We start from the raw sequence: 11,946 nt of genomic DNA, 5'->3' as shown, positions 1-11,946 counted from the left end.
ATGTTTTCTCACAGTACGAAAACATTGGCCCAGCATTCAAAGACGAAAGAGGCTGACGTGGCTGCAGGAGAAGATACCTCCCATATCCTCAGCGGGTTGACTAACCAGCTGCCTGATCGTGATCCGGAAGAGACTGCCGAGTGGGTTGAGTCCCTGGATTCGTTGATCAGGGAACAGGGCACTGAGCGTGCCCAATTCATCATGCGGAGCCTGCTGCAGCGTGCGGGTGCGCAGAGCGTCGGGGTGCCGATGGTGACCACGACCGATTACGTGAACACGATCCCGGTGGACCAGGAAGCCGAGTTCCCCGGGAACGAGGAGTACGAGCGCCGGTACCGGGCGTACATGCGGTGGAACGCCGCGGTGATGGTCCACCGTGCGCAGCGGGCGAACATCGGTGTGGGCGGGCATATCTCCACCTACGCCGGCGCCGCGACCCTGTACGAGGTCGGGTTCAACCACTTCTTCCGCGGCAAGGACCACCCCGGCGGCGGGGACCAGGTCTTCTTCCAGGGCCACGCCTCCCCCGGCATGTACGCCCGCGCGTTCATGGAAGGCCGGCTTTCGGAGGAGGACCTGGACGGGTTCCGGCAGGAAAAGTCCAAGGAAGGCCACGCGCTCTCGTCCTACCCGCACCCGCGGCTGATGCCGCACTTCTGGGAATTCCCCACCGTGTCCATGGGCATCGGGCCGATGAACGCGATCTACCAGGCCCAGTCCAACCGGTACCTGCACAACCGCGGCCTGAAAGACACCTCTGACCAGCAGGTCTGGGCGTTCCTGGGCGACGGGGAGATGGACGAGCCCGAATCCCGCGGCCTGCTCCAGCTCGCCGCGAACGAGAACCTGGACAACCTGAACTTCGTGATCAACTGCAACCTCCAGCGCCTGGACGGCCCGGTCCGCGGCAACGGCAAGATCATGCAGGAACTCGAAGCGTTCTTCCGCGGCGCCGGCTGGAACGTGATCAAGGTCGTCTGGGGCCGGGAATGGGATGACCTGCTCGCCCGCGACACCGACGGGTCGCTGGTGAAGATCATGAACGAAACCCCCGACGGGGACTACCAGACCTACAAGGCCGAATCCGGCGGGTTCGTCCGCGAGCACTTCTTCGGCAAGGACCCGGCCACCAAGGATCTCGTCGCGGACCTGACCGATGACCAGATCTGGAACCTCAAACGCGGCGGCCACGACTACCGCAAGGTCTACGCCGCGTACAAGGCAGCAACCGAGTTCAAGGGCAAACCCACCGTCATCCTCGCCAAAACCGTCAAGGGCTACGGCCTCGGACCACACTTCGAGGGCCGCAACGCGACCCACCAGATGAAAAAACTCACGCTCCAGGATCTGAAGGAATTCAGGGATTATCTCCGCATTCCCATTTCCGATGCCCGCCTTGAAGAGGATCCCTACCGGCCGCCCTACTTCCACCCGGGAGCGGACGCACCCGAGATCGCCTACCTGCTGGACCGCCGGCGCGAACTTGGCGGCTTCACACCAGAGCGGCGTTCACACCATCAGGCTGTTGAACTGCCCGACGCCAAATCATACGAGGTCGCCAAACGCGGCTCCGGCAAGCAACAGGCCGCCACCACCATGGCTTTTGTCCGACTCCTGAAGGATCTTATCCGCGACAAGAAGTTTGGCCACCGGATTGTGCCTATCGTGCCCGATGAATCGCGCACGTTTGGGATGGACGCGTTCTTCCCCACCGCGAAGATCTACAACCCGGGCGGACAGAACTACCTCTCGGTGGACCGCGACCTGGTCCTGGCCTACAAGGAATCCGCCCAGGGCCAGCTGATCCACCCCGGCATCAACGAAGCCGGCGCCGTGGCAGCGTTCACCGCCGCCGGCACCGCCTACGCCACCCACGGCGTGCCACTCGTCCCGGTCTACGTGTTCTACTCCATGTTCGGCTTCCAACGCACCGGCGACGCCTTCTGGGCAGCCGCGGACCAAATGACCCGCGGGTTCATCATCGGAGCCACCGCAGGACGGACCACCCTCACCGGCGAAGGACTCCAGCACGCCGACGGCCACTCCCCCCTGCTGGCCTCCACCAACCCCGCCGTGGTCACCTACGACCCCGCCTACGGGTACGAAATGGGCCACATCATCCGCGACGGCATCGAGCGCATGTACGGAGAGGCCGCAAGCGGCGAAGGAACCGCATCTGCATCCGACAAAAACCTGATGTACTACCTCACGGTCTACAACGAGCCCATCACCCAGCCGGCCGAACCGGAGGAACTGGACGTCGAGGGTGTCATCAAGGGCATCTACCTGCTGGCACCGGCAAAGATCGACAGCCCCCGCACCCAGATCCTAGCGTCCGGCGTGTCCGTGCCCTGGGCCCTCGAAGCCCAGCGGATCCTCGCCGAGGACTGGTCCGTCTCCGCCGACGTCTGGTCCGTGACCTCCTGGAACGAACTGCGCCGCGACGGCCTCGCCGCCGAAGAGGAAGCCTTCCTCAACCCCGGCGAACCCGCCCGCGTCCCCTTCATCACCCAGCAGCTCGAAGGAGCCACCGGCCCCGTCGTCGCCGTGTCCGACTACATGAAAGCCGTCCCGGACCAGATCCGCCAGTTCGTCCCCAACGAATTCGCCACCCTCGGCGCAGACGGCTTCGGATTCTCCGACACCCGCGCAGCAGCCCGCCGCTTCTTCAAGAACGACACCCACTCCATCGTGGTGAAAGCGCTGCAAATGCTCGCGGCGAGGGGCGACGTTGAGGAGGGGGCGCCGTCGTACGCCATGGACCGCTACAAGCTCCTGGACGTCAACGCCGGAACCACCGGCGCGACCGGCGGCGACGCCTGACCCCACGCGCCCAGTTTTTGTCCAGATATGCAGACTTCCGGGCCTCGCAACCCTGCATATCTGGACAAAAACTCCACTAGGGTGCAGCTATGGCGAACACGAAGGGGGCCGGCACCACGGGAGTTGTCCTCGCGGCCGGCGCAGGCACCAGGCTGGGACGGGGGCCTAAGGCGCTGCTCCCCTACCGTGGCCGGCCCTTGGTTGAATCAGTGGCGGCAGCACTGCTCGACGGCGGCTGCCGCGAGGTTGTGGTGGTGCTCGGCGCGGGTGCCGGGGACGTCCAGGCTGCCGCCGGGCTGGACCGCTGCCGCATCGTGGTGAACCAGGACTGGCGGTCGGGAATGGGCAGCTCGCTCCTGCTCGGCAATGCCACCGCTGATGCCCGGGACCACCTGATGGTCTCGCTCGTGGACCAGCCCGGCGTGACTGCCGCAACGGTTCGGAGGCTCCTCGCGGCCCACCGTCCGGGCCGGGTCACCGCGGCCGCGTACGACGGCGGTGCTGCCGCAACAGAGGGTGGCGGCGGGCACCGGCGCGGCCACCCGCTGGTGATCGACTCCGCCCTGCGCCAGGCCGTGGCGGATACAGTGGCGGGCGATGCCGGGGCGCGCGCCTTCCTGCGGGCCCACCCGGAGCTGGTCGACGAGGTGGACTGCAGCGATCTCTCCAGCGGCCTTGACGTTGACGCGCCGGAGCAGCTGTACCTGCTGGACTAGGTGGTGATGCTTCCGGCGAGGAGCAACTCCTCGAGGCCCCGCTTGAAACCCGAGCGTCCGCCGTGGGAGGGATGCCGGACCTTGGGCGCGTCCACGCCGCTGGACAGCAGGCTCCGGTGCGCGATGTTTCCTACGGCCACCACTTCCTCAATGCCGAAAAGCTCAACCAATGACTGCCAAAAAGGAGTGCCCAGCCTTGCTTCGGTGATCCGCGGCGTCCGGTTGGACTGCGGCTTTCCGGGCACATGGGTATGCCACGGGCAGGCACTCCACAGCACGGGCAGGAACTCCAGTCCCACCAGGACCTCCCACATCACCGTTGCCGTCGGCTCGGCGGCCACTCCCTCCGCCTCGGCAGGCAGTGCATAGCCCTTGCCCGGCCCGAACAGTCCAAAACCGTTGGCCGGTCCCTGGAACATGGTGCGGTTGGTGAAGGGAACGCCGGTGATCCGCATGCCCCTGAAGCCGGGGGCCTCGCCCAGCAGCAGCACCTTCGGCGCGCGGTCCAGCATCTCGGAGAGGTAAAGCTCCAGGTTGCGCCGGCGCACGGCGTTGCCCGGGTGGCCCTGGTCAAAGAAGTTGGTGCGGCCCTCAACCGTGGGTACGGCCGCGAGCCGCTCCACGAACGCGTTGACGGGGTCAGTCACCGGCAGGCGGCGAACGGTTACCAGCGCGGGTGGATGGCTTCGCGGAAGTAGTGGTCGTAGATCCAGCGGACGCCGGCGTCGAACTCTTCACCGACCTGCACGGAAGCAGCGGCTGCGTTGGCCGTTGCCTGGTCCACGTTGCGGGCGCCGGGAATTACCGTAGTGACGCCGTCCTGGGCCGCGATCCAGGCGATGGCCGCCTGGGCTGTGGTGGCACCGGAAGGAACAAGCTGCTCGAACTCGGCCACGGCCTTCAGCCCGAGTTCGTAGTCCACGCCGGAGAAGGTCTCGCCGACGTCGAACGAATCACCGTTGCGGTTGTAGTTCCGGTGGTCGTTCTCCGCAAAGGTGGTTTCCTTCGAGTACTTGCCGGACAGCAGGCCGGAAGCGAGCGGCACGCGGGCAATGATGCCCACGTTGGCTGCCTTCGCGGCGGGAAGGACTTCGTCCAGGGGCTTGAGCCGGAAGGCGTTCAGGATGATCTGGACGGAGGCCGTGCCCGAATGGCGGATCGCTGCCAGTGCCTCGTCCGTGCGCTCCACGCTGACGCCGTAGTTGCGGATGGCGCCTTCGGACACCAGGGTATCCAGGGCGTCGTAGACCTCATTGTTGCTGTACACCGGGGTGGGCGGGCAGTGCAGCTGGACCAGGTCCAGGGTGTCGGTGCCGAGGTTCTTCCGGGACCGGTCCACCCACTGGCGGAAGTTGGCCAGGGCGTAGTTCTCCGGGCGCTGGTCCACGCGCCGGCCCATCTTGGTGGCAACCGTGATGTCCAGGCCGGGGTTGTCCGCGAGGAACTTCCCGATGGCCTGCTCGCTCTTGCCGTCGCCGTACACGTCCGCGGTGTCGAAGAAGTTCACGCCGGCCTCCGCGGACGCCGCCAGGATGGCCTGGGCCTGTGCCGGGTCAACGTTGCCCCAGTCTGCGCCAAGCTGCCAGGTGCCGAGTCCCACGACGGAGACGTTACGTCCGGTCTTGCCTAAAATCCGCTGTTCCATCCCTCGACTATATGGGGTGCCCCGTGGGAGGCCGGAATTTTACGGGTCCCTCCCCGCGCCGCGCCGCGCCGGATACTCACGTGGCCGAGCGCTGCAGGTTGGGAACCAGCCCCGCTTCCCTCAGTCCCAGGTACACCTTGTCCCGGGCGATGGGCAGCGAGGCGAACCTTACGCCGGTGGCGTTGCGGATGGCGTTCGCGAGCGCCGGAGCCACCGGGTTGAAGGGGCTCTCGCTCATGGACTTGGCACCGAGGGGACCCAGTTTGTCGTTGGTGTCCGCGAAGTACACCTCGCTGCGCGGCACGTCCGCGAAGGTGGGGATGTGGTACTGCCGCAGGATGTCCGTGGTGACCCGGCCGGCGTCGTCCACCACCACCTCCTCATACAGTGCGGCACCGATCGCCTGGGCAATGCCGCCTTCGATCTGGCCGCGGCACTGGCGCGGGTTCACCACCACGCCCGCGTCCGCTGCCTGCACGCTCTGCAGGATCTTCAGCTCTCCCGTGCCGCGGTTCACCGCCACCCTGAAGCCGTGCACGTTGAATGCCACGGACCGCGGCGTCCCGCCCCAGCGCCCTTCTGCCGCGAGTTCGACGCCGGCCTCCGCAGCCTTCCGGGCCAGTTCAGCCAGTGCCACGGGGGTACCGTCAATCACCACGGCGTCCCCGGCAAGGACGCACGCGGAGGCCTGGGTCTGGCGGATGCCTGCGGCGAAGGCGCGGATCCGGACGGCGAGTTCCTCCGCCGCCGCGAGCGTGGCCTTCCCGGCCACCACCGTTCCGGCGGACCCGAAGGCGCCGGTATCGTGCTCCACCAGGTCGGTATCGGACTGCCGCACCACGACCTTTGCAGCCTCCGTGGAGAGCGCCGTGGCAGCCAGCTGGGCGTGGACGGTGGTGGTGCCGTTGCCGAACTCCGCGGTGCCGACGTCGGCCTGGTACGTTCCGTCCGGCAGGAGCCGGAGCCGGGAGTGGGCAAAATGCCCGCGCGGGGGCACGGTGTCGATCATGGACAGGGCAGTGCCCTCTCCGGTCAGCCACTCCGGGCCCAGCTCGTCCAGGCCGGCGGCGCGGTAGCGCTCCCGGCCGCGGGCCAGCGCATCGCGGACCAGGCTCAGGCACTGGTCCAGGCCGTAGCTTCCGTAGTGTACGTCCTCCTCGGGATCCGGCTGCGTGGAAAGCATCAGGTCGCCCTCGCGCACCATGTTCCGGCGGCGGAACTCAAAGGGGTCCATGCCGATGCCGGCCGCGAGCTCGTCCATGGCGGACTCAATGGCGAAAATCATCTGGCTCAACCCGTACCCCCGGAACGCCCCGGCCGGGACGGTGTTGGTGTACATCGCGTGGGCGTCCACTTTTTTGTTGTCGCACTTGTAGACCGCCAGGGACTCCCCGCAGCCGTGGAACATCACGCCGGGCCCGTGGTTGCCGTACGCGCCGGTGTTGGTCAGGACGTCCAGTTCCAGGGCCGTCAGCCTGCCGTCCACGCTGGCGCCGGCCTTGAGCTTGATGGTGAAGGGATGGCGGGTGGTGGTGGCGGTGAACTGTTCCGTGCGGGTCAGTTCGAGCTGGACGGGTCGCCCCAGTTTCAGGGCCGCCAGCGCCACGATGTCCTCGGTCAGGACCTCCTGCTTGCCGCCGAAGCCGCCGCCTACCCGGCCTGCCAACACGTGCACCTGATCCTCCGGCAGCCCGAAGACCCTGCACAGAGTGCGCCGGACCAGGAACGGAACCTGGCTGGAGGTCCGGACCTGCAGGCGCCCTTCATCGTCAACTGAGGCGATGGCCGCATGGGTTTCCAGGGCCACGTGCTGCACCCGCTGGGTGCGGTAGGTCTGTTCGTGGATGAAGTCCGCCGCGGCGAACCCCTCGGCCACGCTCCCCAGTTCGGAATGGAGCTCGGCCACCACGTTCTGTCCGGGCCGGGAGATGCGGGACACCGTCCCGTCCTTGTCCCCGTGCACCAGCGGCGCGCCGGGCAGCAGCGCGTCCTGCGGGGAGAAAACAGCCGGACGTTCCTCATACTGCACCTCCAGGGCCCACACCCCGGCCTCGGCGGCGGCCACTGTCTCGGCCACCACCGCGGCCACGCGCTGGCCCCGGAACCGCACTACGTCATCCAGCACCCGGGTATCGTCCGGGTCATCCGTGAAGAGTTCATGCTGGGCGGTGGAAAACAGCTGCTCCGGCGCGTCCCGGTGGGTGAAGACCGCCACGACTCCCGGCACCTTCAGGGCAGCCTCGGTATTAATGGCCAGCACCCTTGCATGGGCATGCGGCGAGCGCAGGAGCTTGAGGTGCAGCAGGCCCTGCAGCTGGTCTGCGGGAACGTCCAGGGTGTAGCGGGCGGTGCCGGTGACCACGGCGCGGCTGGCCGGGGCCGGGACGTCGTCACCGAGCCGTCCGGGTTCGGGGTCCGGCTGGCCTGCCCCGGCGATTCCGGAGCCCGGGCCTTCGGGATCCGGGTGTCCGGCGTGGCCGCAGACGGCGTCCGAGATGGCACGGTAGCCGGTGCAGCGGCACAGGTTTCCCTTGAGGTTCCGGGGCAGGTTCTCTGTCTGCCCGTCGTCGAAGGTGGCGGCGGTCATCACCATGCCCGCAGTGCAGAAGCCACACTGGAACCCCTGCCGCTCCATAAACTGCTGCTGCACCGGATGCAGGTCCGCAGCCCCGCCGGCGGTTGCCGCCAGACCCTCGATGGTGGTGACCGCGTGCCCCTCTGCGCGGACCGCCGGGTAGATGCAGCTGTGCACCGGGGTTCCGTCCACGTGGACGGTGCAGGCGCCGCAGTCACCGCCGTCGCACCCCTTCTTCACGCCGAGGTTGCCCTGCTCGCGCAGGAAGGTCCGCAGGCACTGGCCCGGGCGGGGTGCGGCGTCCGCCGCGTTTCCGTTGATTTCGACGGCCATGCTCAGGCCCCTTCCAGCTGTGCTTCAAGCCCGCGGGAGTCCGGCGGCCAGAAATCGCCCGATACCCGGAGTCCGGGTGCCCCGTCCGGCGCGGCAAGTTCCGCGCGGATCTCTTCCGCGAGGCGGTAGGTCATGTCCCGGCGCCAGGGCGGCAGTCCGTGGATGTCGTCGTGGTACAGGTCGCCGGGGATCGCCTCGTCGAGGGCCCGGGCCAGGGCGTCGGTGTCCGGCAGGGCGTCAAAGCGCAGCTGCACAGGCCGCTTGGTGGCAGCGGTGACAGTGAGCACCAGGCGGTGTCCGTCGTCGAGCCTTCCGATCAGCAGGACCCCGGACCTGCCCAGGTTGCTGAGGGACAGGCGGCGGAATGCCACCCTGGACGCAAGGGCCGACGCCGGGAGGAAGATGCTGCGGAGAAGCTCGCCGGGTGCCAGGCAGTTCCGGGCGTCGCCGGTGACGAAGTCTGCAACCGCCACGCTGCGGCTGGTCCCGCCGGGTGCGATCACTGTAGCCGTTCCGTCCAGGCCGGCGCAGAGCGAAATGACCGGACCGGCGGGCAGGGACGTGCACAGGTTGCCGCCCACGGTGGACATGTTCCAGACCTTGAAGGAGGCCACGAAGGAATCGCAGCAGGGCCGGATTAGGTCCAGTGCCGGCCAGGCGCGGCCTGTTGCCTGCGTTGAACCGGGAAGCTCTGTTGAACCGGGAAGCTTGTACAGCTCGGCGATGGTGCAGGTGGCGGCGAGTTCGATTCCGGCGTCAGTGACGGTTACGGGGGTCCAGCCTGAGCTGCCGAGGTCGAGCAGGCGCTTGAGCGGCTGCGGCCCGAACGCCAGGCTGCCATAGGAGAACAGCACGGTGCCACCGGCCAGCCAGGCGTCACCGTCCCGCCATTGTGCGGGGTCGGTGGTGGGGACTACCGCCTCGATGGTGTTCATGTCCATGCGATCTCCTGCTGCAAAACGTTGGTGGGTGCCGGCGCGCTGGCCGATGATGCGGCCGGCTGGTGGATGGGGCCGGAGGTTTCCCTGAGCGGCTGGTGGGTGGCCGCCGGGTTCCTGGCGGCGATGACTTCTGCGAGGACGGAAACCGCCACTTCCGCCGGGCTTGCTGCCCCGAGGTCCAGGCCGAGCGGTGAATGGAGCTGGGCGATCCGTCCGGGGAGTATCCCCCGGTCCAGGAGGGCGCCCACCCGCTGGGCGTGGCTGCGGCGTGAGCCGAGCGCTCCAATGAAGGCGACCTCCAGCGCCAGTGCGGCTTCCAGCAGCGGGATGTCGAACTTGGGGTCATGTGTCAGGACGCAGACCACAGTCCGGGAATCCACCCGCCCCGCGGCCGCTTCCGCTGCAAGGTACTGGTGCGGCCAGGCCGTGACCACCTGGTTCGCTGCCGCAAACCGGGCCTGTGAGGCAAAGGCCGGGCGGGCATCCACCAGGGTGACCAGGTAGCCCAGCGGTTTGGCGGCGGGCAGCAAGGCGGCGCTAAAGTCGTTGGCGCCGAAGACCAGCAGGCGCGGCGGTGCGAGCCGGGTTTCCACCAGGACGGCGGCTTCACTGGTGCACAGGCCCCCTCCGCCCAGATCCAGGACACCGGTTGTGCCGGAGCGGATGAACGACTCGAGCAGCGCGGCGTTTGCCCGCACGGCGCGTTGGCTGTTGCCAGTGCTTTCACTTCTACCGGTGCCGTCGCGGCCCTCGAGCAGCCCGGCCAGGCCACGGTGTCCGTCCAGGGAGGGGGCACCAGGGTCCGGAAGAACGACGGCGCCGCTGCCGCCGCCATCAGCGCGGCGGTCCAGCCGGCGGACCAGCGCCAAGGGTTCGTCCGGCCCGTACTCGGCCAGCTCCCGGACAGCCGCTCCCAGCGGGCATCCGCGGTGCCTGTTGGCAGGCTCGATGTGCACCTGCAGCTCACCGCCGCAGGTGAGCCCGGCGGCGAAGGCGTCGTCCGCGCTGAAGCCGAACGTCTCAAGGCGCGTGGCGCCGTCGTCCATTGACTCCAGGGCGGCCGCCACCACGGCGCCTTCCACGCAGCCTCCGGAGAGGCTGCCCAGGACCGCGCCGTCCGCGGATACCAGCATGGAGGTGCCCACCGGCCGGGGGACGGAACCGCTGGCGCGCACGATGGTGGCCACCGCGAAGGGCTGGCCGGCCAGGGCAGGTGCCCAGGTGCCCAGTGAAGGGATCAGGTCAAGCATGGCGGCACTCCTTCTTCCGCGCTGCAAGTGGTGTCCATATTGTCGTTGCTGCGGGCTGGTTCTGAAAGCATGTGGTTCTAAAAGCGCTGCCGTTCCGGACATCCGCGCCCCCCGGTCGCGGATGTCCGGACGCAGCGCGCTCAGGCGCCGAGCAGCAGGTTGATGGGGCCGCGGGCGAAGTACACCAGGAAACCTGCGCTGACCACCCACATCAGCGGATGGACCTTCTTCGCTTTCCCGGACGCCGCGCCGATGATGGCCCAGCTGATGAAGCCCACGCCGATGCCATTGGCGATCGAGTAGCTCAGGGGCATGGTCACGATGGTGAGGAAGGCCGGCAGTGCCACGGAGAACCTGGTGAATTTGATCTCGCGGATCTGCGCCATCATCATTGCGCCAACCACCACCAGCGCAGCGGCGGCAACCTCCAGCGGAACCACGCTGGTGAGCGGGGTGAGGAACATCGAGCCCAGGAACAGCACGCCGGTGACCACGGACGCCAGGCCCGTACGGGCACCTTCGCCGATGCCGGCCGCGGAGTCGATGTACACCGTGTTGGAGGAACCGGACGTTGCACCGCCGGCCACGGCACCGAAGCCTTCCACGATGAAGGCGGACTTCAGCCGGGGAAACGTTCCGTCCTTATGGGCGACGCCGGCGCTCTTGGCCAGGCCGGTCATGGTGCCCATGGCATCGAAGAAGTTGGTGAACACCAGGGTGAACACCAGCATCGTGGCGGCCAGCGCCCCGATCCGGCCGAAGGCCCCAAACAGGTCGAACTGGCCTACCAGGCCCAGGTCCGGGGCGGACACCAGCTGGCCGGAGAGCACGGGGGTGTTCAGGTGCCAGCCGCCGGGGTTGGTGGCGCTGGCCGGACCGATTTTCAGGACAGCCTCCACAACGGCCGCGAGGACCGTGGTGGCGATGATGCCGATCAGCAGGCCGCCCTGGACCTTGCGGGCCACCAGGATGCCCATGGCCAGCAGGCCGACGATGAACACCAGGGTGGGAACTGAGGTGATGGAGCCGCCGTTGCCCAGCTGGACGGGCGGGCCGCCCGCCGTTGCCTTGACGAAACCGGAGTCCACGAAGCCGATGAAGGCGATGAACAGGCCGATTCCCACCGTGATGGCGGCTTTCAGTTCCTTGGGCACAGCCCGGAAGATGGCGGTACGGGCGCCGGTGATGCCGAACAGGACGATCAGGAATCCGTTTATCACCACCAGCCCCATGGCTTCTGCCCAGGTGACCTCCTGGATCACCGAGACGGCAAGGAACGAATTGATGCCGAGCCCTGCGGCCAGGCCGAACGGCAGGTTTGCCACGAGGCCGAAGAGGATGGTCATGACGCCGGCGGTCAGGCCGGTGACGGCGCCCACCTGCGCGGCGGAGAGCCAGCCCCCGGCGACGTCGGTGGGGGCGTTGTCCGCGCTGAAGCCACCCAGGATCAGGGGGTTGAGGATGACGATGTACGCCATGGTGAAGAAGGTGACCAGGCCGCCGCGGAACTCCCGGGCAAGCGTGGAGCCGCGCTGGGTGATCTGGAAGAACCGGTCAAGGAAGGAGTCCGGTGCCGGCTGCCTGGGGGTGCGCGTTGCGGGCTTCGGGTTGCGGGTGCTTGGAGCCGAATGCTCCTCGTGGGAATTATCCAGGATGGTCATCC

At 67.8% G+C, this 11,946-nt stretch carries 8 protein-coding genes; 2 read left to right on the top strand and 6 right to left on the bottom strand.

All coding sequences use genetic code 11. From position 1 onward, the window contains the following. Nucleotides 1–57: 57 nt before the first annotated feature. Both aceE and nboR read left to right on the top strand, forming a co-directional pair. Nucleotides 58–2,823 (top strand): pyruvate dehydrogenase (acetyl-transferring), homodimeric type, encoded by a 2,766-nt coding sequence (gene aceE / locus ACIQF4_RS08945; protein WP_400515042.1) that lies wholly within the window; start codon nt 58–60, stop codon nt 2,821–2,823. A gap of 89 nt (nt 2,824–2,912) precedes the next feature. Next, the gene (gene nboR, locus ACIQF4_RS08940) at nt 2,913–3,539 is read left to right on the top strand and encodes a nicotine blue oxidoreductase (protein ID WP_400515044.1); all 627 of its coding nucleotides are present in this window, start codon (nt 2,913–2,915) and stop codon (nt 3,537–3,539) included. On the opposite strand, the gene ACIQF4_RS08935 is transcribed toward nboR, so the two are convergent. From ACIQF4_RS08935 to ACIQF4_RS08910, 6 genes are all read right to left on the bottom strand, one after another. Further along, nucleotides 3,536–4,186 carry a uracil-DNA glycosylase gene (locus ACIQF4_RS08935; RefSeq protein ID WP_400515045.1) on the bottom strand — a complete coding sequence of 217 codons (651 nt, stop codon included), beginning with the start codon at nt 4,184–4,186 and terminating at the stop codon, nt 3,536–3,538. The two genes, nboR and ACIQF4_RS08935, sit on opposite strands and share 4 nt — an antisense overlap. Nucleotides 4,187–4,203: 17 nt before the next feature. After that, nucleotides 4,204–5,184: an aldo/keto reductase gene (locus ACIQF4_RS08930; RefSeq protein WP_400515047.1), complete on the bottom strand. Its 981-nt coding sequence runs from the start codon at nt 5,182–5,184 to the stop codon at nt 4,204–4,206. A gap of 76 nt (nt 5,185–5,260) precedes the next feature. Continuing rightward, entirely contained in the window at nt 5,261–8,092 is a 2,832-nt protein-coding gene (locus ACIQF4_RS08925; protein WP_400515048.1) for a molybdopterin-dependent oxidoreductase, read from the bottom strand. Nucleotides 8,093–8,094: 2 nt separating this feature from the next. Continuing rightward, complete coding sequence (locus tag ACIQF4_RS08920) at nt 8,095–9,033, bottom strand: FAD binding domain-containing protein (RefSeq protein WP_400515050.1); 939 nt, start codon at nt 9,031–9,033, stop codon at nt 8,095–8,097. Continuing rightward, nucleotides 9,024–10,283: an XdhC family protein gene (locus ACIQF4_RS08915; RefSeq protein WP_400515052.1), complete on the bottom strand. Its 1,260-nt coding sequence runs from the start codon at nt 10,281–10,283 to the stop codon at nt 9,024–9,026. The genes ACIQF4_RS08920 and ACIQF4_RS08915 overlap by 10 nt, the downstream gene beginning before the upstream one ends. A gap of 140 nt (nt 10,284–10,423) precedes the next feature. Next, complete coding sequence (locus ACIQF4_RS08910) at nt 10,424–11,944, bottom strand: NCS2 family permease (protein ID WP_400515054.1); 1,521 nt, start codon at nt 11,942–11,944, stop codon at nt 10,424–10,426. Nucleotides 11,945–11,946 lie beyond the last annotated feature (2 nt).

Origin of the sequence: Pseudarthrobacter sp. NPDC092202, from assembly GCF_044755505.1 — a bacterium.
GTDB lineage: Bacteria > Actinomycetota > Actinomycetes > Actinomycetales > Micrococcaceae > Arthrobacter.
This window is presented reverse-complemented; position numbering and strand designations above follow the sequence as displayed.

Excerpts from the sequence above, each read along its gene's own strand:
- nboR (WP_400515044.1), top strand. The coding sequence starts at position 2,913 with ATGGCGAACACGAAGGGGGCCGGCACCACGGGAGTTGTCCTCGCGGCC.
- ACIQF4_RS08930 (WP_400515047.1), bottom strand. The coding sequence starts at position 5,184 with ATGGAACAGCGGATTTTAGGCAAGACCGGACGTAACGTCTCCGTCGTG.
- ACIQF4_RS08925 (WP_400515048.1), bottom strand. The coding sequence starts at position 8,092 with ATGGCCGTCGAAATCAACGGAAACGCGGCGGACGCCGCACCCCGCCCG.
- ACIQF4_RS08920 (WP_400515050.1), bottom strand. The coding sequence starts at position 9,033 with ATGGACATGAACACCATCGAGGCGGTAGTCCCCACCACCGACCCCGCA.
- ACIQF4_RS08915 (WP_400515052.1), bottom strand. The coding sequence starts at position 10,283 with ATGCTTGACCTGATCCCTTCACTGGGCACCTGGGCACCTGCCCTGGCC.
- ACIQF4_RS08910 (WP_400515054.1), bottom strand. The coding sequence starts at position 11,944 with ATGACCATCCTGGATAATTCCCACGAGGAGCATTCGGCTCCAAGCACC.